At 27.3% G+C, this 25,496-nt stretch carries 22 protein-coding genes; 16 read left to right on the top strand and 6 right to left on the bottom strand.

Annotated elements, in window-relative coordinates; translation table 11 throughout:
- Positions 1–94 precede the first annotated feature (94 nt).
- The 6 genes from BW723_RS16845 (at position 95) to BW723_RS16870 (ending at position 4,807) form a co-directional block, all read left to right on the top strand.
- On the top strand, positions 95–610 hold the full coding sequence (locus tag BW723_RS16845; protein ID WP_068357530.1) for a hypothetical protein: 516 nt from the start codon (positions 95–97) through the stop codon (positions 608–610).
- A gap of 61 nt (positions 611–671) precedes the next feature.
- Positions 672–1,799, top strand: coding sequence for a glycosyl hydrolase family 28-related protein (locus BW723_RS16850; protein WP_068357529.1), 1,128 nt, complete (start codon positions 672–674; stop codon positions 1,797–1,799).
- Between the two features lie 98 nt (positions 1,800–1,897).
- On the top strand, positions 1,898–2,464 hold the full coding sequence (locus BW723_RS16855) for an RNA polymerase sigma factor (RefSeq protein ID WP_068357527.1): 567 nt from the start codon (positions 1,898–1,900) through the stop codon (positions 2,462–2,464).
- Complete coding sequence (locus tag BW723_RS16860) at positions 2,454–2,978, top strand: FecR family protein (RefSeq protein WP_068357524.1); 525 nt, start codon at positions 2,454–2,456, stop codon at positions 2,976–2,978. The genes BW723_RS16855 and BW723_RS16860 overlap by 11 nt, the downstream gene beginning before the upstream one ends.
- On the top strand, positions 2,959–4,047 hold the full coding sequence (locus BW723_RS16865; RefSeq protein ID WP_068357521.1) for a hypothetical protein: 1,089 nt from the start codon (positions 2,959–2,961) through the stop codon (positions 4,045–4,047). The genes BW723_RS16860 and BW723_RS16865 overlap by 20 nt, the downstream gene beginning before the upstream one ends.
- Positions 4,048–4,072: 25 nt before the next feature.
- A complete protein-coding gene (locus tag BW723_RS16870; protein ID WP_068357643.1) occupies positions 4,073–4,807 on the top strand; it encodes a head GIN domain-containing protein in 735 nt (244 codons plus the stop codon).
- Positions 4,808–5,049: 242 nt separating this feature from the next.
- Here the strand turns inward: BW723_RS16870 and BW723_RS16875 are convergent, their stop codons facing one another.
- The 3 genes from BW723_RS16875 to BW723_RS16885 all read right to left on the bottom strand — a co-directional run bounded on the left by BW723_RS16875 (position 5,050) and on the right by BW723_RS16885 (position 7,589).
- Positions 5,050–5,484 (bottom strand): hypothetical protein, encoded by a 435-nt coding sequence (locus BW723_RS16875; RefSeq protein ID WP_139059063.1) that lies wholly within the window; start codon positions 5,482–5,484, stop codon positions 5,050–5,052.
- A gap of 48 nt (positions 5,485–5,532) precedes the next feature.
- The gene (locus BW723_RS16880; protein WP_068357507.1) at positions 5,533–6,708 is read right to left on the bottom strand and encodes a GlmU family protein; all 1,176 of its coding nucleotides are present in this window, start codon (positions 6,706–6,708) and stop codon (positions 5,533–5,535) included.
- A gap of 101 nt (positions 6,709–6,809) precedes the next feature.
- The gene (locus BW723_RS16885; RefSeq protein WP_068357504.1) at positions 6,810–7,589 is read right to left on the bottom strand and encodes a T9SS type A sorting domain-containing protein; all 780 of its coding nucleotides are present in this window, start codon (positions 7,587–7,589) and stop codon (positions 6,810–6,812) included.
- A gap of 214 nt (positions 7,590–7,803) precedes the next feature.
- Between BW723_RS16885 and BW723_RS16890 the strand changes: the two genes are divergently transcribed.
- From BW723_RS16890 to BW723_RS16910, 5 genes are read left to right on the top strand one after another with little or no spacing between them, the layout of a single operon-like run.
- Entirely contained in the window at positions 7,804–8,361 is a 558-nt protein-coding gene (locus BW723_RS16890) for an acyl-CoA thioesterase (protein ID WP_068357501.1), read from the top strand.
- 12 nt (positions 8,362–8,373) lie between these two features.
- The gene (locus tag BW723_RS16895) at positions 8,374–8,922 is read left to right on the top strand and encodes an NUDIX hydrolase (protein ID WP_068357499.1); all 549 of its coding nucleotides are present in this window, start codon (positions 8,374–8,376) and stop codon (positions 8,920–8,922) included.
- The gene (locus tag BW723_RS16900) at positions 8,919–9,704 is read left to right on the top strand and encodes a hypothetical protein (RefSeq protein WP_068357496.1); all 786 of its coding nucleotides are present in this window, start codon (positions 8,919–8,921) and stop codon (positions 9,702–9,704) included. Before BW723_RS16895 ends, BW723_RS16900 begins: the two co-directional genes overlap by 4 nt.
- Positions 9,705–9,741: 37 nt before the next feature.
- A complete protein-coding gene (locus BW723_RS16905; protein ID WP_068357492.1) occupies positions 9,742–11,652 on the top strand; it encodes a DUF294 nucleotidyltransferase-like domain-containing protein in 1,911 nt (636 codons plus the stop codon).
- Between the two features lie 9 nt (positions 11,653–11,661).
- Entirely contained in the window at positions 11,662–12,324 is a 663-nt protein-coding gene (locus BW723_RS16910; RefSeq protein WP_068357491.1) for a 3'-5' exonuclease, read from the top strand.
- Positions 12,325–12,418: 94 nt separating this feature from the next.
- Here the strand turns inward: BW723_RS16910 and BW723_RS16915 are convergent, their stop codons facing one another.
- The 3 genes from BW723_RS16915 to acs form a co-directional block, all read right to left on the bottom strand.
- Complete coding sequence (locus tag BW723_RS16915) at positions 12,419–13,183, bottom strand: DUF6503 family protein (protein ID WP_068357485.1); 765 nt, start codon at positions 13,181–13,183, stop codon at positions 12,419–12,421.
- Positions 13,184–13,816: 633 nt separating this feature from the next.
- Positions 13,817–15,583, bottom strand: a complete 1,767-nt coding sequence (locus tag BW723_RS16920; protein ID WP_068357482.1) for an ABC transporter ATP-binding protein — start codon at positions 15,581–15,583, stop codon at positions 13,817–13,819.
- 164 nt (positions 15,584–15,747) lie between these two features.
- Positions 15,748–17,655 (bottom strand): acetate--CoA ligase, encoded by a 1,908-nt coding sequence (gene acs / locus BW723_RS16925; protein ID WP_068357479.1) that lies wholly within the window; start codon positions 17,653–17,655, stop codon positions 15,748–15,750.
- Between the two features lie 217 nt (positions 17,656–17,872).
- On the opposite strand from acs, the gene BW723_RS16930 reads away from it, so the two are divergent.
- From BW723_RS16930 to BW723_RS16950, 5 genes are all read left to right on the top strand, one after another.
- On the top strand, positions 17,873–18,577 hold the full coding sequence (locus BW723_RS16930) for a hypothetical protein (protein ID WP_068357478.1): 705 nt from the start codon (positions 17,873–17,875) through the stop codon (positions 18,575–18,577).
- Between the two features lie 5 nt (positions 18,578–18,582).
- A complete protein-coding gene (locus tag BW723_RS16935; protein WP_068357475.1) occupies positions 18,583–21,297 on the top strand; it encodes a carboxypeptidase-like regulatory domain-containing protein in 2,715 nt (904 codons plus the stop codon).
- A gap of 2 nt (positions 21,298–21,299) precedes the next feature.
- Positions 21,300–22,511, top strand: a complete 1,212-nt coding sequence (locus BW723_RS16940) for a DUF4249 domain-containing protein (protein ID WP_068357468.1) — start codon at positions 21,300–21,302, stop codon at positions 22,509–22,511.
- 13 nt (positions 22,512–22,524) lie between these two features.
- Complete coding sequence (locus tag BW723_RS16945; protein ID WP_068357463.1) at positions 22,525–24,273, top strand: hypothetical protein; 1,749 nt, start codon at positions 22,525–22,527, stop codon at positions 24,271–24,273.
- A 480-nt stretch (positions 24,274–24,753) separates the two neighbouring features.
- Complete coding sequence (locus tag BW723_RS16950) at positions 24,754–25,485, top strand: sulfite exporter TauE/SafE family protein (RefSeq protein ID WP_068357461.1); 732 nt, start codon at positions 24,754–24,756, stop codon at positions 25,483–25,485.
- Positions 25,486–25,496 lie beyond the last annotated feature (11 nt).

Consider the following 25,496-nt stretch of genomic DNA (forward strand, 5'->3'; position numbering starts at 1 on the left):
CTTATTTACTAAAGACAATTGTTGTGCCAAAGGAAAAGTTCTGTTTTCCGCTCTTTGATACTTTAATAATAAAACAATAAATTAGCTTAAAAAATTGAAATTTAAAATTCCTTTTGATGACAAGTTGTTTTTAGAACAAACAAAATTAACTATTCCTTTTATTTATGCTAATCAATATAAAAAAATAAAAGAGCTTCGCTTATCAGTTTCTATACTTTTTGGTATTGGTATAATTATTCAAATAACTGGTAGCGATGTTTCAACTTTATTTTTCTTTCTTGGTATTTTATTATTTTTTGTGCTTTACTCAAAAATTGAAAATTATAAAGAACTTAAAACAAACTACATAAGAAGCATAAAAGAATTATTATTTTACACACCTAATACATTTGGAATTTTTGAATTTAATGAAGATCGTTTATTATTATCTACAGATCATTTATGTAGTTGGTATTATTGGTCTGATTTTAGCGAATTTAAAATTGTAAAATCTAGTTTATTATTATTCGAAAAAGAGTGTTCTTACAACATTTTGGTTATTTCAAAATGTGAATTAAATACGGGTGAGTTTGAACGAATTATAAATTTTGTGCAAAAAAAAATTAATTAAAAAACAAAACGATTATCAAGGCTACAAAACACTAAAAAACCATCGAAAAAACTAATAATCAATGTCATTTAAAAAACATTTAATTTTCTTTTTACAACTATTTTGTATTGCAATTACTTCTGCTCAATTAAAAGTTGGTGATTCAAATATTTCTTTTGATAAAACAAAATTTGATTCTAATTGGCCTCAAATGGAAAGATGGTCTAAAGCAGGAGTTTTAAACGGAATCCCGAGTATTAATAATATAGAGTTAGGTATAAAAGTTACAGCTTTTACAGCTTCAGGAATTAACGATGCTATTAAAAAATGCCCATCAGGAAAATATGTTTTTTTACCAAATGGTAGTTATTTAATTGATGAAAGTATCCAGTTAAAATCAAATGTATTTTTAATAGGAGAAAGTGTAGATAGTGTAATTTGCAACATTACTATGACTGATAAAATTGCTTTTCAGTTTTATAATATTAATAATTCTGGTATTTATAATCTTACCATTCAAGGTGCTTGGGGTAACCCAAAATATAATTGGAATATTAGTTCACAACTAAATGATGAAATGCCAAATAACACTAATATCTCTGTGAAATTTTCTGGAACGACTAAAAATTGTTGGTTAGACAATGTAAATATTTACAATAGTGCTTTACATCCTTTAGTTGTTAATGGAACACATATTACCATTAGAAGTTGTAAAATAATTGGAGTTCATAAAAAAGCGGGTGGTTATCAAGGATATTTTCACGTAGGTAATTCTGATAATTTAATTTATGATAATTATGTTACTTATTTACGCCATATTTCTTGTCAAAATCCAAAATCAAAATACAATGTTTTTTACAAAAATAAATTTGATCAAGAGTTTAGCTTTCATACCAATGATGGTGGTAATAATTTAATAGAACAAAACAAGATTACTTTACCAAAAGATATGCCTAATAAAACCCCTAATTATTTTGCATTAATGGGGCCTTGGTCTGTGAAACATAAAATATCAATAAAACCCAATTATATTTATAAAAATACAATTGTAGAATTAAATCATAAAAATGCGACTCCTTGGTCTAATAATTCTAAAATATATTATGGTCCTTTTGAAATAAAACCTAAAAATCCATACTTAAACTTTAAAGCTATGGATAGTATTTTTATTCCTACAGGAGGTACTTTATATCCTGTAATTTTAAAATAAAAACAGTTTTATATTTATCAATTAAAAAAACTTACTTTTATTTTTACAAAACTGTCACAACTCAAAAATAGTTTTGTCTTTAGTATAGAAGTTTTTAATTGGAAGCTAATCAACCACATATAACCAACCTTTTAGAACGCTGTAAATCGTCTGATAAAAACGCGCAACTGAAAATCTACAATGCTTATTACAAAGCAATGTATAACTCAGCTCACCGAATTTTAAAAGACAATTATGAAGCTGAAGATATTATGCAAGAAGCATTTTTAACAGCGTTTACAAAGCTAAATTCCTATAAAGGGGAAGTTGCTTTTGGGGCTTGGTTAAAACGAATTGTTATCAATAAAAGTTTAACACAACTTAAGAAAAACAATCGTTATGAAGAAGTAAAATTAGAAGTTGTACCTAATGATGAAATTGAAGATGAAGCAATAAATTACACAGGCTTAAACCCAAAATTAGTATTAACTACTTTACAAGGTTTAAAAGATAATTATAGAGTTGTGCTCACTCTAAATTTAATAGAAGGTTTTGATTATGAAGAAATTGCACAAATATTAAATTACACAAACGAAAATGTGAGAACCACAGTTTCTAGAGCAAAGAAAAAATTAAAGCAAGTAATACTTGCCCAAAATATACAAGCACAAGTTTATGGAAGATAAATTACATAACTTTTTTACTGAAAATGATTTCGATTTTCAAGAACCACACTCTGGGCATTTAGAGCGTTTTGAACGCAAACTAAATACACCTAAAAAAATAAACCGAACTTCTTGGAAATGGCTTTCTGTAGCTGCATCTGTAGTTTTAGTTTTAGGTTTTTGGTTGGGTAGCACTCATCAAAAAAGAATGATAGATTTGGCAGACGTTTCTCCTAAATTAGAAGAAGTACAAGACTATTTTGTAACTACAATTAATCAAGAATTAAAAACGGTAGAAAAAAATAGAAGTTTAGAAACAGAATCTATTATAGAAGAAGCTTTAGATCAATTAGAAGAATTAGAAGATAATTACAGGCTTTTTATTTTAGAATTAAATTCTGATGTTAATAAAACAACAATTATCAATTCTATGATTAGAAACTATCAACAACGTTTAGAAATTTTAGAAAATGTATTGCAACAAATTGAACAGATTAAGAATCCAAACCTTTTAAATGATGAAATTTATATATAAAATTACATTCCTTTTTTTACTTTTTCCTCTTATAACATCAGCAAATAGTGTTGGTAAAAAACAAGAAAAAAGTAAAGTTATTACAAAAGAATACAAAGTAAATGCTAATGCTAAAGTGGCTATTGACAACAGATATGGAAATTTAGACATTACCACTTGGGATAAAAAACAAGTAGAAATTGAAGTTACCATAACAGTTAAAGGAGATAATTTAGAAAGCTTAGAAAATAAATTAGCGAGTATTGATGTAGAGTTTGAAACGTCTTCTAATTTTATATCAGCAAAAACCATTTTTGAAAAACAGCAAAAAAGCGGTTGGTCTTTCTGGAAAAAAAACAACAATGTTAGTTATAAGGTAAATTATAAAGTAAAAATGCCAAAAACAAATACTGTTGACTTAGACAACGATTATGGAAGTATTTTTTTAGGAGATTTATCTGGCAAAGCAGATATAAATTGCGATTATGGTAAAATTATTGTTGGTGAGCTATCTGCAAGCAATAATAATATTAATCTAGATTATTGCTCATCATCTACCATAAGTTATATGAAATCTGGAAATGTAAATGTAGATTATTCTAAAATTACTATTGATGAAGCAGAAGATTTGAAAGTAAATGAAGATTACTCAACCATAAAATTTGGTAAAGTAAAAGACATTAATTTTAATGCAGATTATGGTTCTGTTACTATTGATGAAGCTGTAAATGTTGATGGTAACTCAGATTATGCAAGTATGAGAATAGGAACGATATATAAAAATTTAACCTTAGAAACTGATTATGGAAGTGTTTCTGTAAAAAGATTGGCAAAGGGTTTTGAAAATGTAACAATTGACGGACAATATGCAGGTATAAAAATCGGTGTAGACGAAGGTGCTATTTTCGATTTTGTGTTAGACTTACAATATGCTGGTTTTAAATATGATGATGACCAAATTGAGTTTTTCAAGAAAATATCTAAATCAACAAAAAAATATTACGAAGGTAAATTCGGTAAAGGAAATTCTAGTGGTAGAATAAAAATAAGATCTCAATATGGTGGTGTATCCATCAAAGAAAACTATTAATCAAATCAATTTAAAAAATAAAATTATGCTTAAAAAAATTACTTTATTATTATTTACAATTACTTTAAGTTTATCTACCAATGCTCAAAGTTGGTGGGGAAGTAATAAAAAAATAAAAGGAAATGGAAATGTTGTTACTGTAAATAGAACAACATCAGATTACGATGAAATTTCAGTTGGTGGTTCTTTTGATGTTATTCTTGTAGAGGGTGAAGAAGGAAACATAAAAATTGAAGGTGAAGAAAACATTATACCTTATGTAGAAACTGAAGTGAGTGGAAATACTCTTAAAATTAAATATGAAAAAAACATAAATATTAACACTACAAAAAGACTTACTGTAACTGTAACTTATAGTGATATTGATAAAGTTTCTTTAGGTGGTTCTGGTAATATTTCTAATCAAGGCACTATAAAAGCTAGCGATTTAAAAACTTCTTTAGGTGGCTCTGGTAATATTACTTTAAAAATAGATGCTGATGAAGTTAGTGCAAACATTGGCGGTTCTGGAAACATTAAATTAGAAGGAACTTCTAATGAATTAACCTGTTCTATTGCTGGCTCTGGAAGTATTAAAGCTTATGAATTAAGTACAGATACTTTAAATGCAACAATTGCAGGTTCTGGTTCTATAAGAACTACAGTAAAAACCAAGATTAAAGCAAAAGTTGTAGGTTCTGGAAGCATTTATTACAAAGGAAACCCTAAATATGTAGATTCTAAATCTGTTGGTTCTGGTGATGTAATTGATAGAAATTAACATTCATAGAATCATTCTAAACCTATTAAGATAAGCCTTAGAAATTAAAATTATATTCTTAAAAAAAGACCTGAAAATTAAATTTTCAGGTCTTTTTTTATTTTATCACAATAAATATGTATTTGAGTATGTTTAGTTATCAATTTGAGCCCCAAAATTAGTAAATAAATGACAGATATAAAGTTTTAAAACTTTTAGAAATAATCCATAAACAGTAAAAATTTTATATACAGATTTCACTATTAGCAATGTTTAATAAATTGCAAATACAGTACCAATAATAAAACTAATAATGGCTTCTTTATTGATAATTTATTAGAACTAAAAGTATCTGTATATGCAATATATAAAGCAGTTAATCCAAAAATTAGAAATGTTATTGTTAAAAATAAATCATATTGGCTATCTGATATTTCTAACCAATTAAAGAGAATTTCCTCAACTACAGAATGACCAAACAAAGCTAATGCTAGATTTGCTTTAGCAGGATTAATAAACAGTAGAATACCAGCAATTAAAAGAATTATAGAAATTACTACAGGAGAGAAACTCATTAAATAATCAAAATCAAAATAACTTTCTAGATGATAAGTCAGCTTTGAATTGACAATAAAATTAATCGAATAAACAATCGAAAAAATTGAAAAAATTAATCCTATAATTCTGTTGTATTTCATTTGATAAATTATAAAATTTCTCTGCTTGTTGTTACCAATTACAAACTATTAATAATTTCTATACTGTGCTGTTAATTCAAAAACATTTTGCAGAATTCTTTTTTCTACATCATCAAAAACTAAACTTCTACGTTGCATAACTACAGTTGCAACTTCATAAACTTTATTAGTTTTGTATTCTGTAAAACCAGATGCGCCTCCCCAACTAAAAGATGGTACAAAATTTCTTGGAAAACCACTTCCATAAATATTAGCAGAAACACCAACTACAGTTCCTGTATTAAACATTGTATTTATGCCGCATTTAGAATGATCTCCCATCATTAAACCACAAAACTGTAATCCTGTTTTTGCAAATCTACCAGTTTCATAATCCCATAATTTTACTTCTGCATAATTATTTTTAAGATTAGAATTGTTAGTATCAGCACCTAAATTACACCATTCCCCTAAAACTGAATTTCCTAAAAAGCCATCATGTGCTTTGCTAGAATAACCCATTAAAACTGAATTATTAACCTCACCTCCTACTTTACAATATGGTCCTAAAGTGGTTGCTCCATAAATTTTAGCGCCCAATTTTAAAACTGATTGTTCGCACATTGCTAAAGCACCTCTTATTACACAACCTTCCATTATTTCTGCATCTTTACCAATATAAATAGGCCCATTAGATGCGTTTAAAGTGGCAAAAGTTAATTTGGCACCTTCTTCTAAAAATATGTTTTCTTTATCAATACATTGTACAGTTTCAGGAATTGGTTGAGAGGTTCTACCTTCTGTAAGCAAATCGAAATCTTCTTGAATTGCTTTGCTGTTTAATGAAAAAATATCCCAAGTATTTTTAATTTGAATAATATCTTCATCAAACTCAATTGCAGTGTATTCATCAAAATCTACTTCTTCTTGAGAATCTGAAGTAAAAAAAGCAATTACATCATCACCTTTAAAAATTGCTTCATTTTCTGATAAATTTTTCACTTTTTCCACCAAACTTTTTGTTGGACAGAAAGAAGCATTTATTAAAATGTTTTCTGCCAATTCAACCATAGGATATTTTTCTTCTAAATATTCCTCAGTAACTGTAGTTGTAGTTAAGCTTAAGTATTTTTCCCATTTTTCTCTAATGGTTAAAATTCCGATTCTTAAATCTGCTACTGGTTTGGTGTATGTAAATGGTAAAAGGGATTTTCTGACATCTCCATCAAATAAAATATAATTCATTACTTGGTTTTTATAGATAAACAAATTTACCTTTTTTTAAAGCATAAAAAAAACCGATAGCAATAAATACAACCGGTTTTCATCATTTGAATTAAAAGGGTTTAATATTTCATAAATTTCTGACTTCCAATTTTATCTTCAGAAACAACTTTTAAGATATAAATACCTTTTGATAAATTACTTACGTTAATTTTACTATTTAATTCAGTAATATTATTTGTTAAAACTAATTTTCCTGTATAATTATAAAATTGAACTAATGCTTTATTTGTACCATTAGGTAACTGAATGTTAAGATTTTCTATAGCCGGATTTGGGTATAAATCAAATTTTAAACGTTTTGCTTCAGAGATGCTTAGTGAAGGCGAAGATGTACTTGCTGTTATAACTTGATCTCCACCATCAAAAGCATTTCCATTACCATTAGTTGCATTTACAGCAGTATAAAATGTTACATTTCCTAAATCTGTAGAAGGAGACCTCCATGTAAAAGACCAATCTCCAGAAGTTGAGGGAAAGGAATGGGTTATTGCTTTGCTACTATTTACAGTTCTACTTCCAGAACCAGCAGTAAAAGCACCAATTTTTGCATTCGAATTATTTTCTGCTGTAAGTTGAAAACCGTGAGCAGAAGAACTAGAAGTTGTGTTTATATTTATAGTATAATCTGTATTTAATAAATAACCTGTTGTAGGAATATTAGACGTTATTATAGCAGATGCATTAAAATTACCTCCACTATGACATGCAGCACAAGTTGCACCTCCATCTCCTGGAGAACCAGATCTAGCATCAGACCTACCTCCAGAACTAGACATTAATAGAAAAGCAGAAACAGGAATTAACAATAATAAAAGTTTAAAGATGTAATGTTTTTTCATTTTTTTTAATTTAGTTGATTATATATTGATAAGTAAAGTCGATTTAGCAAAAAATCATAATACCATTGTAAATAAACCTATTAGATAACTTTAAAACAATAAAAAAAGGTTGAGAGGGAAAAATAAGCTTGTAAAAAGGAATATTTTTACTTGAAAATCTATACTTTTTAAGCAACAAAAGAATTTCGAAAAAAAAGAATTGTATTTTTGATATATGACAAAAAACAAAACAAACTTTAAGCACATTAGCGAATCTCAATTAATGATTACAGAATTAATGTTGCCTTCTCATTCTAATTTTAGTGGTAAAATTCACGGAGGGCATATTTTAAATTTAATGGATCAGATTGCATTTGCTTGCGCCTCAAAACACTCAGGTTATTACTGCGTTACAGCTTCTGTAAACAAGGTAGATTTTTTAAACCCAATAGAAGTTGGAGAATTACTTACATTAAAAGCATCTGTAAATTATACTGGTAGAACCTCTATGGTTGTCGGTTTAAGAGTAACATCAGAAAATATTAGAACTGGTAAAATAAAACACTGTAATTCGTCTTATTTTACAATGGTTGCAAAAGATGATGATGGTAAAAGTGTACCTGTTCCTGGTATAATTTTAACCTCAGAAGAAAGTATTAGAAGGTTTGCAAGAAGTATTGTTAGGCAACAACATAGCAAAAAAAGAACTTCTAGATTTAACGAAGAATCGTTTAATATGGAAGAATATATGCACCTTTTCGAAGATAGCAACTCTAAAATTGAATTAAAATAAATTTTATTTTCTGTGGATGAACGCATAGACATTTTAACACCTGATGGAAAACCAACAGGAAAAACAGCTTTAAAATCTGAAGCGCACAAAAATGGATGGTTCCACGCAACTGTACATATTTGGTTATTTACTTCGGATGAAAAAATATTGCTTCAAAAAAGAGCAATGACTAAAAAAGTTTTTCCGGGTTTGTGGGATATTTCTGTAGCTGGCCATATTGCTGCTGGTGAAACTGTTTTAACATCAGCAAAAAGAGAAGTTTTAGAAGAAATTGGTTTAAATTTAAAAGAAAATGAACTGATTAAAATTGGAACAAGAATACATCAAGTTTCTCATCCTAACGGAATTCAAGACAACGAACATCATCACGTTTTTATTGCAGAACTTAAAAAACCTATAGAAACACTAACTATTCAAAAAGAAGAAGTAGACGCCATAAAATTATACGATTTATCCATATTAACAGAAACCGAAAAATTTGAAAACGTGTTGCTTTCTAGGTTTCATAATTATTATTGTGATGTTTATTCTAAAATTCATCAGCATATAAAAAAAAGATGAAAAAAAACAAAGTAGTAAAATTATTAGCGGACCATAAAACAAGTCAAAATCCAGAAGAAAAATACTCTTCATTAATAGAGAAATTTATTTCTCCTTTTGTAGATGACCTTAATGATTTTGATCATCAAGAAGAAATTTTTAATTTTATTATAAACGCCTGGAATTATGGTAATTTAAAGTCCATTTTTGATAAAGATGAGTTTAAAGAGATTATTTCTGTTGCTAAAGAAGATGATCCTCTTCATTTTCCTTTACTTAAAAAAATGGTAAAAGAAAAAACCATTAAATTTAAAGAATTTACCGATTTTATTGTCGATTTTGATATTAAAGTAAATAAAGATTCAATTAGTTTTAAAGTAAAAACAGCAGAAGAAGATGATTATATGCTAAATCTTTTAACAGATACTATTTCTGACGATACTACTCCTTTAAAAAGTGATTTTGAAGAGAACTATATTAACAGAGCAGCAATTTCTATAAAACCTTTACAACCTTTTATAGATTGGCAAAATGCTATTTACCCAGATTCTACCATAGATGAAAATGACTTGAAGGATATAAATATTTATTTAATAAATAACGCTAGTTACGAAGATGTAGACACCTATTTAAAAAAGAAATTTGATAAATATTTTATGATGGAGCTAGAAGGTTGGCATACAGATAAAAGAGATTGGCCACAAAGACGTAATTACAAAATGTTTAAAAAATGGTTTCAAGTTAACATTTCTACTGCTGTTTTTGATTTAGAAAAAACACCAATTAGTAAAACTGATTACTAATTTTTTATATTAAAAATTCATCAACCAATAAAAATAGATGAAAAACTCAATTGCAGAACGTGTTTACGATTTTTTAAAGAACTTCCCTCCTTTTAATTTGCTTTCTAAAAGTAAATTATTAGAAATTGCTACTGAAATAGATATCATTTATTTAGAAAAAGGAAAAGTACTTTTCAATCAAAATGATGCAAATCACAAACATTTTTATATTGTTAGAAATGGCGGAATTAGTCTATCTAAAAAAACAGAAAAAGATAATGTTTTAATTGATATCTGTGATGCTGGAGATATTTTTGGACTAAGACCTCTAATTAGTAAAGAAAACTATTTGTTAGATGCAATTGCCAATGAAGAATCTATTGTTTACGGTATTCCTATTGAAGTTTTTCAATCAGTATCAGAAAAAAACATCAAAATCAATAAATACCTAATTACTTCTTTTGCATCAAAATCTTTTGATCCTTACACAACAGAACAAAGCAGTAATGTTTTTACGGATTATATAGTAAAAGACAGTTTAAAATATTCTAATTTACATTCAGTAAAATATACTAAAAATCCTTTAAGTTGCACCGTAAATTCTAGTGCAAAAGAAGCTGCAATAAAAATGAGTACTCAAAAAGTAGGTTGTATTGTTGTAGTTAATGAAGCCAAAATTCCAAAAGGAATTATTACCAATAGCGATCTTAAAAACAAAATTGCAACTGGTGTTTTTTCGATTGATACTTGTGTTTCAGAAATTATGTCATCACCAGTAATTACACAACCAAAAAACTTGACAGTTTTAGACGCTCAATTACAAATGATTAAACATAAAGTTAGTCATTTATGTATTACTGTAGATGGTACAAGCAATTCTAAATTAATCGGAATTTTAAATAATCACGATGTTTTAGCCTCTTTAGGAAACAACCCAACTGTTATTTTAAAAGATATTAAAAGAGCCAAAAGAACTAGCGAACTTCGCAAAATTAGAAATAAAGCCAACATTCTTTTAAAATCGTATTTAGAACAGAACATTCCGCTTTCGCATATATCTAAAATAATATCAGAAATTAACAATAGTGTTATTATTAGAGTTGTAGAAATTTCTTTAAAAAAGATGCCTACTCCTGCACCTGTAAAATTTTCTTGGATTGCCTTAGGTAGCCAAGGTAGAGAAGAACAACTTTTATATACAGACCAAGATAATGCTTTGATTTTTGAAGATACTACAGCAGAAAACTACTTAGAAACTAAAAATTACTTTTTAAAATTAGCAGGGTATATTACAAAGTCGTTACATAAAATTGGGTTTGAATATTGCCCAGCAGAAATGATGGCAAACAATCCAAAATGGTGTTTATCTTTATCTGAATGGAAAGAACAATTTAATAGCTGGATTATAAATGTAGATGAAAAAGCAATTTTATTATCTTCTATTTTCTTTGATTTTAATCACGTCTATGGCGATGCTACTTTGGCAAAAGAACTAACTAAAAGTATTTTCAAAACGCTAAACAAAAGAAGTTTACTCTTTAATTTTCTTGGCAAAGAAGCCATTGCAAGTCCTTCTCCTTTAGGCTTTTTTAAACAATTTTTAGTTGAAAATAATGGTGATCATAAAGATTCTTTTAACATAAAACAAAGGGCTTTAATGCCTTTAATTAATGCTGCAAGACTTTTAACTTTATCTAATAATATTTACGAAATTAACAACACTGCCAAACGTTTTGAAAAGTTAGCAGAAATTGAACCACAAAATAAAGAATTATACCAATCTTGTTCTTATGCTTTTAAAGCCTTGCTAAAGTTTAAAACCAAACAAGGTATTTTGCATAACGACTCTGGTAAATTTATAAAATTAGAATCTTTAACAAAAGAAGAAAAACTGAAACTAAAAAGATGTTTTAAACCAATTAGAGAAATACAAGAAGTGCTTTCTCTTCGATTTAATTTATCTAAATAAAATTATACTATGGAGTTTAATTGGTTTCAAAAAAAAGAGAAAAAAGTATTACCTGAGTATTTTTTAGAGTATAAAAATGCTTTTTTAAATGCAGAAAAACTCCCTATAAACCAAACTCGATTTGTTGTTTTTGACACTGAAACTACTGGTTTTTCTATGAAAAAAGATAGAGTTTTATCTATTGGTGCAGTTTCTTTAGTAGACAATATTATAAATGTAAACAATTCTTTTGAGGTTTATATAAAACAAGAAATTTTTAAAGCAGAAACTGTGCCCATTCACGGAATTTTAAAATACGGTGAAATGGATAAAATAAATGAATTAGAGGCTTTAAAACAATTTCTAAAATATATAGAAAATGCGGTTTTAGTTGGACATCACGTGGGTTTTGATGTACAAATGATTAATGAAATATTAAAAAGAAATAAATTACCCAACTTGGTAAATAAATCGATTGATACTGGTTTTCTTTTTAAAAAATCAAAACACGCTGTTTATAAAAATGATAAAAAACATTATACTTTAGATGATTTGTGCAATGAACTAAAAATCTCTAAAAGTGATAGACATACTGCAAGTGGAGATGCTTATATTACTGCAATTGCCTTTTTAAAAATTCTATCTCGTTTAAATAATAGAACTGATTTAAAATTTAAAGATTTACTTTTTTAAAAAAAGAAAACCTCGAAAACATTTTTGTTTTCGAGGTTTTATATTTCTATTTATTGATAAAGTTCTAATAATTTAACAATAATACAATCTTAAATTATTGAACTGGTTTTGCAAAAAATGTGTCAACCAATTTTCCTTGACTCAATAAAGGCAAAGTAAAAACTGTTGCTGGTCTTGCAGGTTCTGTCGGATTTCCTTTTTCGTCTTTTTTGTACCAAGTTAATTCTTCTGGTAAAACTAAACCATTAACATTTGCCCATTTATTATAACGAATTAATTTAAAACGATCGCTTGTAGCTTTAGAATTAAAAGTTACTGTATACGCTAACCATTCCATTTGGTAAGTTTCTGGATTGTAATAAATAATGTAATTATCATCAGAAGAATTACCAATATTTGCTTTATAAGAAATTTTATAACCAGGATAATCTACACCATCAAAAGAAATTGGTGCTGCTTTTTTATACACAATTCCATCATCAGCTAGCACAAAAGGCATAGCGTAAAAATAGAAATACAAGTTGTAATAAAATTTAGGATTACCTTTATAGGCACCTTCTTTTTCTTCAGCTAACCAAACTTCTTTTCCATCAAAACCTAAAGAATAATTTGGTGAGTTGATTACTGTTTTTCTTGATTTTAAATTAATAGTATGCGCTTCTTCACCTTTATTAAAAGATAAAATTTCAGCATTTCTCCAAGTTTGTATTCCACCATGTTTTTCAAATACTTTTCCAAGTTCATCAGGGAAATTTTCATTTTTAACTACTTGTGCTTCTTTTTCTTTGGTTTCTTTCTTTTTTTCATTTTTACAGGCAACAGCAATAACTATAACTAGCAATAAAAGTATTTTTTTCATTTGTTTTTAATGTGTTTGATTTGATTTTCTTATGTCGGATTAAAAATTAATACTTACTGATAATATGAAAAAAATTATTTATTAAAAAAAACATTTTAATAATAATAATAATATCCAATCGCCTGTCTTTTAAACTAACTAGTTGTTATTTAACTAAGATGTTAATGTTAGTTTTTTGTTGATAAGTATAATTTATAGTAAAAAACATATTTAATAGATTTTTTTTATATTTGTATAGATAAAATATTATTATCAATAATACAGGTTAGAGCTCTTAGACCTTTATGTTAAGGGAAATAAATTTTAATCTTATATAAATTGGTTAAAAAAGAAAAAAAACACTTCCAAATGGTGGATAGTGTTTAAAAAAGAAATTAGACTTGTAGTTCAAACTGCAATAAGTCTAATCCGATTGTGGCTTCTATAATCGATTACCACTCTAACCAAAGAGGTTAGTTTTAATTTATCAAATTTTAATAAAAGTCTGTTGTTGGCGCAACAGACTTATTATGTCTAATAATTTTCTATAAAGGTAAGGTAATTGCTGTTAAATTACAAATTTATCCAAATATTATAGTTTTACACCAATAGGGATATAATTAAATAAATTACAAATACTAAAATTAAAACCTTTTAAATTTTAGATTGATACGTATACAAATCAAAATATCTGCCTTTGGCTGCTATTAATTCTTCGTGAGTACCTCTTTCTGCTATTTTACCAGCCTCTATTACTAAAATTTGATCTGCTTTTTTAATAGTACTTAATCTGTGCGCAATAACAATGGTAGTTCTATCTTTTATTAATTCTGATAAACTTTTCTGAATTAATGCCTCACTTTCTGTATCTAAACTAGATGTTGCTTCATCTAAAATAAGAATTCTTGGATCTGCTAAAATGGCTCTTGCAATCGCTAATCTTTGTCTTTGTCCTCCTGATAATTTTACACCTCTTTCTCCAATTAAGGTATCTAAACCATCATCAAATCTGTCTGTAAATTCGTTTACATAAGCTGCTTTTACAGCATTTTGTAATTCTTCTTCTGATGCGTTTGGTCTTGGGAATAGAATATTTTCTCTAATTGTACCTTCAAACAGAAACTCGTCTTGTAAAACAACTCCTAAATTTTTACGATAACTAGACAATTTTACTTTAGACATATCTTGATTATCAATAGTAATTGTACCCGATTTCGGATTTAAAAATGTTGCAGACAAACCTGCAATTGTAGACTTCCCTGAACCAGAACTACCAACCAAAGCTGTTACAGAACCTGCAGGGACTTGAAAATTGATGTTATGCAACACTTGTTTACCTTCTTCATAAGAAAAAGAAACATCATCAAAATTAATCTCGCCATTTACATTATCTAATTCAATATTTCTGCTTACATCATCTTCTTCTGCAGACATATTCATCAATTCTTCTGTTCTATCTAAACCTGCTAGTGCTTCTGTTAACTGACTTCCAATATTACTCATTTGCACAATGGGTGCAACCATAAATGCTAGTAAAAATGTAAATTGAATAAAATCTCCAAAAGTTAAAGATCCTTGCATCATATAATAACCGCCAATTCCCATAACTCCTGTAGTGGCTAAACCAATTAAAAAAGTAGAAGAACTTGTCATTATAGCAGTTGCTGTCATACTTTTTTTAACATTGATAAAAATATCTGCAACACCTTTTTCAAAAATTTTGCTTTCTTGTTCTTCTGCATTAAAGGCTTTTATAACTCGAATTCCGCCTAAAGTTTCAGTTAAACGTCCTTTTACCTCTGCATTTATTTTACCTCTTGTTCTAAAAATTGGGCGAATGTATTTGAATGATTTTAAGGCTATCAAACCAAAAATGGATAATGGCACAAAGGTAAAAACTGTCATCCAAACATTCATTTTTAATAAAATAACCAAGGTTACAATTGCTGTAAAAGAGCCACCAATTAATTGTACTAAACCTGTACCAATTAAGTTTCTAACCCCCTCAACATCGCTCATAATTCTAGAAACTAAAGCGCCAGATTTTGTGTTATCAAAAAAACTAATAGGTAATGTTAAAACCTTTTTTTGCACTTCTGCTCTTAACTCTGATATTAAATATTGCGCTTGTATACTCAATACTTTTGTCAATAAAAAAGAAGTAATTGCTTGTACAGAAATAGCACCAATAACTATTGCTATTAAAGTATATAACTGACTGTAATCTTTATTAGGAACAACCTCATCTAACAATACTTTGCTTTGTAAAGGTAAAACAAAACCAGATAAACTTCTGATAATAATTAGAATTAAGCCTACAAAAACAAGGTTTCTTCTTGGCCAAATAATCGTTTTAAAAGCTTGTTTTAAGGTTACTTTTGGCTTCTTTTTATCTTTTGATGATTCTTTATAATGCTGCATAATTTTTAATCGTCAATTTATATGCCATTAGAAACTATTCTGACAGATGTGCAAAATTAATAGAAAGAACTGTCAGGTTTCTAATACTTGACAGCTCTATTATTTTTTGATAAGGTAATCAGCAAGCTAGTTTGCATAAGCCATAGAATCCTTTCAGAAATTATTTACAATCGATCATCAATAATATTTTGTACAACTTCTGGATTTAAAAGTGTGCTTGTATCTCCTAGATTACCCATATCATCTGATGCTATTTTACGTAAAATACGTCGCATAATTTTTCCTGAACGTGTTTTTGGTAAACCTTCTGAAAACTGAATTTTATCTAATTTAGCAATCGGTCCTATTTTTTCTGAAATCGCTTGATTGATTTCTTTACGTAAATTATCGTGATTTCTGCTTTCGCCTGTGTCTTTTAAAATTACGTAACCATATAAGGCACTTCCTTTAATTTCGTGTGGAAAACCAACAATGGCAGATTCTGCTACTGCAGGATGTTCGTTAATTGCATCTTCTATGGGTGCTGTGCCTAAATTATGACCAGAAACAATAATTACATCATCTACTCTACCTGTAATTCTGTAATACCCAACTTCGTCTCTTAGAGCACCATCTCCTGTAAAATATGTATTTTCAAAGGCTGAAAAATAGGTTTCTTTATAACGTTGATGATTGCCCCAAATGGTTCTTGCAATACTTGGCCAAGGATGTTTTATACATAATCTACCTTCTACTTGATTCCCTTTTAATTCCTCTCCATTTTCATCCATTAAGGCTGGTTGAATTCCGATAAAAGGCAAAGTTGCATAAGTGGGTTTTGTTGGGGTAACATACGGAATTGGAGTAATCATTATTCCTCCTGTTTCTGTTTGCCACCAAGTATCTATAATTGGACTGTTCTTTTTACCTACATTATCATTATACCAATGCCAAGCTTCTTCATTAATAGGTTCTCCTACAGAACCTAGTACTTTTAATGATGATAAATCGTATTTATCAACCAGTTCTGTTCCGTGTTTTGCTAAAGCTCTAATTGCTGTTGGTGCTGTATAAAATTGATTGATTTTATGTTTTTCTACTATTTGCCAAAATCGACCAAAATCTGGATAACTTGGCACACCTTCAAATAGTACTGTTGTTGCGCCATTTGCTAAAGGCCCATACACAATGTAAGAATGACCAGTAATCCAACCAATATCTGCTGTACACCAATACACATCATTTTCTCTATATTGAAAGGCATTTTTAAAAGTGTATGCAGTATAGACCATATAACCTGCTGTGGTATGTACCATCCCTTTTGGCATTCCTGTTGAGCCTGAGGTATATAAAATAAATAAAGGATCTTCTGCATCCATAGTTTCTGCTTGACATTCTTTTGATGCAGCATCTAACAAAGGTTGCAGCCATTGGTCTCTTCCTTGTTTCATTTGGATATCAGAATTGATTCTTTTTGCCACCAAAACTGTTTCTACACAAGTACAGTTTTCTAAAGCATCGTCTACAATTCCTTTTAAATCGATGGTTTTTGATCCTCTGTAAGAACCATCTGCAGTAATTACCATTTTACAATCGGCATCATTAATTCTTGTTGCTAAAGCTGATGCTGAAAAACCTGCAAAAACCACAGAATGTATGGCTCCTATTCTTGCACAAGCTAAAGTTGCTATAGCCAACTCAGGAATCATTGGTACATAAATACAAACTCGATCGCCTTTTTGAATTCCGTTTTCTTTTAAAACATTGGCAAACTGATATACCCTTTCTGATAACTGTTTATAAGTAATATGTTCGGCTTTTTCATCAGGATGATTGGGCTCGAATAAAATTGCAGTTTTATTGGCTCTGGTTGCCAAATGCCTATCTATACAATTTTCTGTGATGTTTAATTGTGCGCCTTTAAACCACTTGATTTCTGGTTTTGTAAAATCCCACTCTAGAACTTTATCCCATTTCTTTCGCCAAATGAAATGTTCTTCTGCTATTTCTTCCCAAAAATTCTCTGGTTCACGAACAGATTTTCTGTAAACTTGAAAATATTCTTCTAAATGTTTTATGTGATAATTACTCATAATTAACTCTTAATCTCTCATTATTAATATATTATTTATCCTTCAGTACTTGCTATTCAATTTTTTTACTACTATTTTACTCTCTTTTAGTTGGAGTATTTGTAATATTAACAAATACACAGTTAAAACAGCTATTTATTACGATTTTTATTTTTTTTTAACTAAAAAAATAAAATTATAAACCATAAAATAGATTTTTTATACATAAATTAGAACTATGAAAAAGATTACTATAAGCACTTACCTATTATTGCTAAATTTCTTCCTATTAAATAGTCAGTCTAAAATAAATGAAAAGAATAGTTATTTATTATTTGATGAAGCATTAGGGCTTAATAATACAGAGTTATATAATGGAATTATTTATAGAAACAATTTAAAAAAAACGAGCATCAATACCCGTTTTTATAATTCAGAAAACTTCCAGTTAGCTAATATAAAGTATAATAACAATTGGTTTTATAATATTGAAACTAAATACGACTTATACAGTCAAAAAGTCATAGTAAAACTATCTTATTTAAATGAAGGTCATATAGTTATAGAACTTTTCAGCAACAGTATTGAGGAGTTTAATATCAATAATAAAAAATTTATTAGAACCAAAGACTTTACTTTTTGGGAAATAGTATTGGAAAACAATAATCTAAATATTTACAGGAAACATAAAAAAAATAAGAAAGAAACAATTGTTGACAATAAGCTATACGATAATTTTAAAACTGTTGGCCCAAATTTAATTGTTAGCTATAAAAATAAACTTCACGAAGTAAAAAAAGAAAAAGATATTTTGAAAATTTTTGGCAATGATAAATTTTTAAAAAAAATTTTTAAAGAAAACAAGTCTATTAAAAAAACAAATAAACAAGATTTTTACATAGAATGTATTAAAAATATTAATGATTTATTATTGAATAAATAGTTTATATGAAATCAATATTAATTTTGCTATTAACATTTACTTTAAGTATTACTTATGGACAGGAAAAAGAACAATTGATTTCTGCTTTATATGAAAATACTAAAATTGAAGATGTTTTAAATGATTTAGAAAAAAAAACTGCATTTAAATTCTTTTATAAGAATGAGTGGATTGATAATGAAACTATTACTAAAAGTTATCATAATAAATCATTAAAAGATATTTTAAAAGACATATTTACAGATAAACCTATAAATTTTTACTTCATAGAAAATAAAATTATTTTTACTAAAAACAATTATATTCGAGATGATTCTCTTTTTAATAGTAGCAACGATAATAAAAGTTTTTTTGATGAAAATGAATTTAACGATCCAGATATAATTAAAATAGGAAAAGAGTCAAAAAATAATAAAAAAAGTAAATTTACACTTAAAGGTTACCTTAAAGATGAGAATACCAATGAGCTTTTAAAAGGAATATTAATTAGTGTTAAAGGACAAAATACTAATACACAAACTAACATAAAAGGTTATTATGAAATTGAACTAAAGCCAGGATTCAATATTTTACGTTTCCATACTTTGCCTAGTATAATTGAAGAAAAAAAGATTTTAATGTTTAATGATGGTAATTTTGATTTTAGTTTTACAAATAATTCTGTAGAACTAGAAGAAGTAGTTATATCTGCAAATAGTAACCAAAATGTTAAAGAAGCTGTTACAGGCTTAGTAACTATTCATGTAAAAAATATAAAAACTATTCCTACATTATTGGGGGTAAGTGATATTTTTAGAGTTGCTACTACATTACCTGGCATTACAACAGCGGGTGAAGGAGCTTCTGGATTTAATGTACGAGGTGGTAAAGCAGATCAAAACCTAATACTTTTAGACAATTCAGTTATCTATAATCCTTCACATTTCTTTGGAATTTTTTCTGGTATAAACCCATCTACTTCTGGAAACGTAGACATTTTTAAGGGCTCTATGCCTGCAGAATATGGTGGCAGATTATCTTCTGTCTTTGACATAAACACTAAAAATGGAAATACCACTGAGTTTACAGGAGATATTTCTGTTGGACCAGTTATGAGTAATTTTTCTATAGAAAATCCAATTGTTAAAAATAAGTCTAGCCTATTAGTAGGTGGTAGAATAACGCACTCTAATTGGCTATTAAAATCTATAAACAATGAAAATTTAAAAAATAGTCAAGCTTCATTTTATGATATTATTGCTAATTATAGTCATAAAATAAATGATAATAATAATATTAAAATATCTAGCTACTACAGTAAAGACCAATATAGTATTACCTCGGATTCATTATATAATTATAGTAATAAATTAATATCATTTAATTGGCAACATAAAATTAATGAATATAACAAAGCTAAACTTTCAATATCTAATAGTAGATATCAATTTGGAATTGATTATGAGAGCCAAAATTCTATTTTAGATAAAAGCTTTACTCTTAATTATGAAATATCCGATTCTGAATTAAATTATAAAATAAATTATTCTCCCAATAAAACGCACCATATAACTTATGGTATTTCTGGAAAGCTTTATGCTGTAACTCCAGGAAATTTAACACCCATTAACAATACAAATGTAGTTCCTGTTAACTTACCCAAAGAAAAAGGACTTTTATTTGCACTTTATGCATCAGATAAATTTGAAATAAATGATAAACTCTTATTAAATTTTGGATTTAGGGGTTCACTTTATTCTTTTTTAGGTCCAGCAGAACAAAGAATTTATGAAGAAAATCTTCCTTTAAGCAGTAGTAGTTTACTTGAAGTTAAAGAATATGGAAAAAATGAATTTATAAAAAATTACTTTGGGCCAGAATATAGATTATCATTAAGATACTTTTTAAAAGAAAATGTTTCTATAAAAGCAAGTTTTAATAATGTTTACCAATATATCCATACATTATCAAATAATACAACCCCATCACCAACAGACACTTGGAAACTTTCAGATTTAAATATAAAACCCCAAGAATCTATTCAGTATTCTTTAGGGGTGTATACAAATACATTAAACAATCAATATGAATTTAGTTTAGAAGGTTATTATAAAAATTTTGATAACATTCTTGACTATAAAGTTGGCGCAAAATTACTACTTAACGAAGCTATAGAAACAGAAATTTTACAGGGTACAGGAAAAGCTTATGGAATTGAATTATTATTAAAAAAAACCACTGGGAAGCTTAATGGCTGGGTTAGCTATACATACTCAAGATCTCTCAATAAATTTTTTGGAGAATTTAATGAAGAAATTATTAATTCTGGAGAATACTTTCCATCCAATTTTGATAAACCTCATGATCTGAGTTTAGTTACGAACTTTAAGTTTTCTAAAAGACTAAGTATCTCTACTAACTTTTTTTATCAAACAGGTAGACCTGTAACATACCCTGTTGGAAATTATTTATATAATGGTCCTGAATATGTTTTATATAGTGATAGAAATAAATTTAGAATTGACGATTATTATAGATTAGATTTAAGTTTTAATTTTGAAGGTAATCATAAGTTAAATAAAGCTATACATACATTTTGGAATTTTTCTATCTATAATGTTTTAGGTAGAAATAATCCATATTCTGTTTTTTTCCAAAATATTGATGGAAATGTAAAAGCGTTTCAAAGCACAATTTTTTCGCAACCAGTACCTACAATTTCCTTTAATTTAAAATTTTAGTAATGAAATTTAAAAATAAATATTATACCATCTTTTTTCTAATAGCTCTAACATTTAATAGTTGTGTCGAAGAGTTTGAAATAACTTCAGAAAAATTTGAAGATTTATTAGTAATTGAAGCAGTATTAACTAATGAAGTTAAAAATCATGAAATTACTCTAAGTAGAACCTATCCTGTAAATGCATTGTTTAATATAGCTATACCCGAAGAAAGTGCAACTGTTAAAATTATAGATGACCTAGGAACAGAATATAAGTTTTCTGAAGGTGAAAAAGGTATTTATACTTCTAATATAGAATTTGGAGCAACAACAGGTATAGGATACAAATTATATATTAAGACTAATGATGGAGAAGAATACTCAACACAAAATTATAATCTTCCAGATTCTAATTTAGAAAACGAAGTTTATTTTGATCAATATTTTGATGGAGATGATAGTGGTGTAACTTTTTATACTAAAAGTAACGACCCTACTTCTAGCTCTAAATATTATAGATATGAATTTGAAGGCACTTATAAAATAGTTGCTCCTTTATGGTCTCCTTATGAGTTAGTTGCAGAGCCAACAGTTGTTGATAGTTTACGTTTAGAATTAAAGACCAGAGAAGAACAAATTTGCTTTAAAACAGAAAGATTAAATGGTTTAACACTCAGAAACACTTCTAATACGCACCAAGATGTTATTGATCCTTTTATTATTACATCAATAAGTAGAAAGAATTCTAGAATTGCATATAGATATAGTATGTTAGTTAACCAATATGTTTTATCTAGAGAAGCTTATAGTTATTACGAAGTATTGCAAAAATATTCTGATGGTCAAGATAATGTGTTTTCAGAAAATCAACCTGGTTTTGTTTTAGGAAATATATTTGATGTAAATGAACCTAAGAATAAAGTAATTGGTTTTTTTGATGTTTCAAAAGTATATTCTAAACGGATATATTTTGATTATTATGATTTCTATCTTGGTGAAATAAGACCTAATAAACTCTCACAGTGCCCTTATATCTCTCTTTTAGATGTGGGGCAAACTGAAAGTGAAGGCTTATTCAGTAATTCACTTTGGACCTTAGTTAAACAAGGCTCAGTAAAATTTATTATTGAACAAGATTTTAATCCTGTTTCACATTACTGGGTTACATATCCTGAATGTGGAGATTGTAATTATTTTGGGACTAATATACGTCCAGATTTTTGGGAAGATTAAACTTATAAAATTTATGAAAAAAAATATCACTCTTTTTATTTGTTCTTTTTTTGTATTTCAATTTTCATTTAGTCAATTAAATACTAAAAATCAAACAAGAAGTTTTAATAATATACATAAAGAATCTATTTTTATTCATTATAACTCTAGTTTGTACTTAACTGGTGAATACATTTATTTTAAAATTTATTGCTTAAATGCAAATAATAATAAATTAAGTAATCTTAGTAAAGTTGCTTATTTAGATATTGTAAATGAAGAAATGCAAACGGTTTATTCAGTTAAAGTGAAACTAGAAAATGGAGTTGGTTTTGATGATTACCTAGTTAACACAAAACTTAAATCTGGAAATTATAAACTTATTGCTTACACAAATTGGATGAAAAACAATAATGTTTCAAAAGCTTTTTTTGAATCAAACATTACAATAATTAACCCATATACTCAAAATCAAAAAGGATTAACAATTAGCCAGAACAATGATAGTTTACTTATTGCCCCAAAAAATGAACTTAAAAATAATATAACTATCAAGAGTAAAATAATTGATTTACAAACTAATAAAAAAACATTTAACAGTAGAGAAAAAGTTAAATTGCGCATTAAAGCTTTAGTAGAAAATAATTCTTTTGGATCCTATTCTTTATCTGTAAAAAAAGTTGATTCAATTTCTAATAGCAAAACGAAAGATTTTATAATTAGTAAGATACAAAAAGCGAATACATCAGAAAATTTAACCAAACCATTATATTATCCTGAAATAAGAGGCGAACTGTTTTTTGGTAAAATCATTAGAAAAGATGAAAGTGAAGATATTAAAAATAAAAAAATTCTTATTTCTACATATAATAATGCATCCTATTTTAACGTATCAACCACTAATGTAAATGGAGAATTTAACTTTAGCTTAAAAAACAACATTGATAATAATATTAATTTTCAAATCTTAAATGAAAATAATGATAATTTTGATATTGTAATTTTACCTAATAACAATGTAATTAAAAAAGAACTAGCATTCGAAAAATATATTCTAAACCCTAAACTGGAGAAAAAAATTATAGAAAGAAGTGTGTATAATCAAATAAACAACTCATTTAATATCGTAAAAACCACTAATTCAAATTCGAAAATTTCTAACGTTTTTTATAAAAACGCAGATGATTCTTACAACTTAGATGATTACACCAGATTTAAAACCCTTAAAGAAACTTTACTAGAAGTTGTTAAAGACTTAACTATAAGAAAAATAAATAGTAAAGAACATATTTTTAAATTAAGACGTAAAAATAATAGAAATAGTTTAAGTTACGATTATATACCATGGGTTTTTATAGATGGAATTTTAATACAAAATCATAATGATATTATCGATTATCCTAGTAAAAATATTAAAAGTATTAGTTTGTTAAAAGACAAATATTTAATAGGAACAGAGATTGTTAGTGGTATTGTATTAATGGAAACTTTTAATAATCATTTTATTGATAACAATAATCTTAAATACTCAAATATTAAAACTTTGTCTAGAGCTTTACCAAATAAAAACTATTTATTTCCTAATTACGACTCTATTAAGAATGATAAAATCCCTGATTTTAGACATCAATTATTTTGGAAACCAGATATTCTTTTAAATAAAAGTCAACTCGAAATTATGTTTTTTACTTCAGATATTTTAGGAACTTATGAAATATCTATAAAAGGTGTTACAAAACAAGGTAAATTAGTTTCTACCTCACACATTATTGAAGTCAAATAAAATAACACAAAAATTTCTGATTAATTTAAATCACTTCTCAACTTGGTTTTCTGATATTTATTACCCGAACTTCTTTTGAAAGATTAAAAATTAATTTTAATATATTTATTGATACTGTAAAGTTAGTTACCATTAATTACTATAAAGAAATTGAGTTAATAGTTTTATCATTAAAAAAGTATCACTAAAACTCCTAACAACGTAAATACAATAGTGTTATTTCTCAATATTTATTTTTATAAACCAACCTAATGCGATTGAAAGAAAAAAATCTGCTGCAAGTCTAAAACACCTAAAAATAATTACTACCAAAAACCTAATATATCATTACTATTTTATTTTAAAAACAATATAATCCATTACTTATGGAATCGAGTTAATTATGTTTTTTATCAAATTTATTTACCTATTTTTAAATTTTATATAACAATTTTAAATATTCTCTTGATTTTAGATCTTTTCAATCAATACTGGCACATTATGCTACTATTTTTTACTGTTGCAATTTTATATTCTTCAGTAGGTTTTGGAGGCGGCTCTAGTTATTTAGCAATATTAGCTTTAACAAGTGTTGTTTTTACACAAATTAGAGCAACAGCTTTACTTTGTAATATTGTTGTGGTTTCTGGTAACGTACTTTTATTTTATCAACAGAAAAAAATCGACTTAAAAAAAATACTTCCTTTGGTTTTAATGAGTATACCTTTTGCATATTTGGGTGGCTATTTAAAAATAAGTCAGCAGTTCTTTTTTATACTTTTAGGAATAACATTATTATTTGCTGCCATTTCTATGTGGCTTTCCAAACGTATAATTTCTTCAGATGAAAAAAAAGAAAATTCAACTAGGTTAAAAAGCTTAAGTTTTGGTGGAATTATAGGTTTCATTTCAGGAATGGTTGGTATTGGAGGAGGAATTTTTTTAGCGCCACTTTTGCATTTAACCAATTGGGATACTCCTAAAAAAATTGCAGCAACTGCTAGTCTTTTTATCCTTGTAAATTCAATAGCTGGTTTGTTGGGGCAATATTCTAATCCTGATTTTATTATTGATTGGAATTTAACCTCAATATTATTAGTAACCGTTTTTATTGGCGGACAAATTGGTAGCAGAATAAGTAACAAATTATTTACACCTATTCAATTAAAAAAAGCAACTGCCATTTTAATTGCTTTTGTAAGTCTTAAAATTTTATGGAAATATCTTTTTTGATAAATAAAATT

Origin of the sequence: Polaribacter reichenbachii (genome assembly GCF_001975665.1) — a bacterium.
In the GTDB taxonomy this organism is placed as follows: Bacteria; Bacteroidota; Bacteroidia; order Flavobacteriales; family Flavobacteriaceae; genus Polaribacter; species Polaribacter reichenbachii.

Excerpts from the sequence above, each read along its gene's own strand:
- BW723_RS16910 (WP_068357491.1), top strand. The coding sequence starts at position 11,662 with ATGGAGTTTAATTGGTTTCAAAAAAAAGAGAAAAAAGTATTACCTGAG.
- BW723_RS16935 (WP_068357475.1), top strand. The coding sequence starts at position 18,583 with ATGAAATCAATATTAATTTTGCTATTAACATTTACTTTAAGTATTACT.
- BW723_RS16880 (WP_068357507.1), bottom strand. The coding sequence starts at position 6,708 with ATGAATTATATTTTATTTGATGGAGATGTCAGAAAATCCCTTTTACCA.
- BW723_RS16860 (WP_068357524.1), top strand. The coding sequence starts at position 2,454 with ATGGAAGATAAATTACATAACTTTTTTACTGAAAATGATTTCGATTTT.
- BW723_RS16930 (WP_068357478.1), top strand. The coding sequence starts at position 17,873 with ATGAAAAAGATTACTATAAGCACTTACCTATTATTGCTAAATTTCTTC.
- BW723_RS16870 (WP_068357643.1), top strand. The coding sequence starts at position 4,073 with ATGCTTAAAAAAATTACTTTATTATTATTTACAATTACTTTAAGTTTA.
- BW723_RS16885 (WP_068357504.1), bottom strand. The coding sequence starts at position 7,589 with ATGAAAAAACATTACATCTTTAAACTTTTATTATTGTTAATTCCTGTT.
- BW723_RS16940 (WP_068357468.1), top strand. The coding sequence starts at position 21,300 with ATGAAATTTAAAAATAAATATTATACCATCTTTTTTCTAATAGCTCTA.
- BW723_RS16900 (WP_068357496.1), top strand. The coding sequence starts at position 8,919 with ATGAAAAAAAACAAAGTAGTAAAATTATTAGCGGACCATAAAACAAGT.
- BW723_RS16950 (WP_068357461.1), top strand. The coding sequence starts at position 24,754 with ATGCTACTATTTTTTACTGTTGCAATTTTATATTCTTCAGTAGGTTTT.
- BW723_RS16865 (WP_068357521.1), top strand. The coding sequence starts at position 2,959 with ATGATGAAATTTATATATAAAATTACATTCCTTTTTTTACTTTTTCCT.
- BW723_RS16875 (WP_139059063.1), bottom strand. The coding sequence starts at position 5,484 with ATGAAATACAACAGAATTATAGGATTAATTTTTTCAATTTTTTCGATT.
- BW723_RS16915 (WP_068357485.1), bottom strand. The coding sequence starts at position 13,183 with ATGAAAAAAATACTTTTATTGCTAGTTATAGTTATTGCTGTTGCCTGT.
- BW723_RS16920 (WP_068357482.1), bottom strand. The coding sequence starts at position 15,583 with ATGCAGCATTATAAAGAATCATCAAAAGATAAAAAGAAGCCAAAAGTA.
- BW723_RS16905 (WP_068357492.1), top strand. The coding sequence starts at position 9,742 with ATGAAAAACTCAATTGCAGAACGTGTTTACGATTTTTTAAAGAACTTC.
- BW723_RS16945 (WP_068357463.1), top strand. The coding sequence starts at position 22,525 with ATGAAAAAAAATATCACTCTTTTTATTTGTTCTTTTTTTGTATTTCAA.
- BW723_RS16850 (WP_068357529.1), top strand. The coding sequence starts at position 672 with ATGTCATTTAAAAAACATTTAATTTTCTTTTTACAACTATTTTGTATT.
- BW723_RS16890 (WP_068357501.1), top strand. The coding sequence starts at position 7,804 with ATGACAAAAAACAAAACAAACTTTAAGCACATTAGCGAATCTCAATTA.
- acs (WP_068357479.1), bottom strand. The coding sequence starts at position 17,655 with ATGAGTAATTATCACATAAAACATTTAGAAGAATATTTTCAAGTTTAC.